Genomic DNA, 255 nt, shown 5'->3' on the forward strand with positions numbered 1-255 from the left:
TGTGGCGGTGTCGGTCGTAGTAGGCGCGGGAGGCGGGATCGTGGAGTGCGGAGAATGCTGAGAGGAACATGGCGCGTTTGAGTTGCCGGTTGCCGCGCCGTGGCGCGTGCTCGCCCTTGATGGAGGACCCGGAGGACTTGGTGGCCGGCGACAGTCCGGCGTAGGAGGCCAGGTGGTCGGCGTCGGGGAAGGTTCGGCCGTCGCCGATCGTGACTAGCAGGGCTGCGGCGATCCTGACTCCGATGCCGGGCATCG

General features: G+C 68.6%; 1 protein-coding gene. It reads right to left on the minus strand.

Features of this window, described 5'->3' with window-relative positions; all coding sequences use genetic code 11:
- On the minus strand, positions 1-255 hold a 255-nt coding region (locus tag KGQ19_RS49030; RefSeq protein WP_212022548.1), incomplete at both ends, for a transposase.

Origin of the sequence: Catenulispora pinistramenti (assembly GCF_018274385.1) — a bacterium.
Taxonomy (GTDB): Bacteria; Actinomycetota; Actinomycetes; order Streptomycetales; family Catenulisporaceae; genus Catenulispora; species Catenulispora pinistramenti.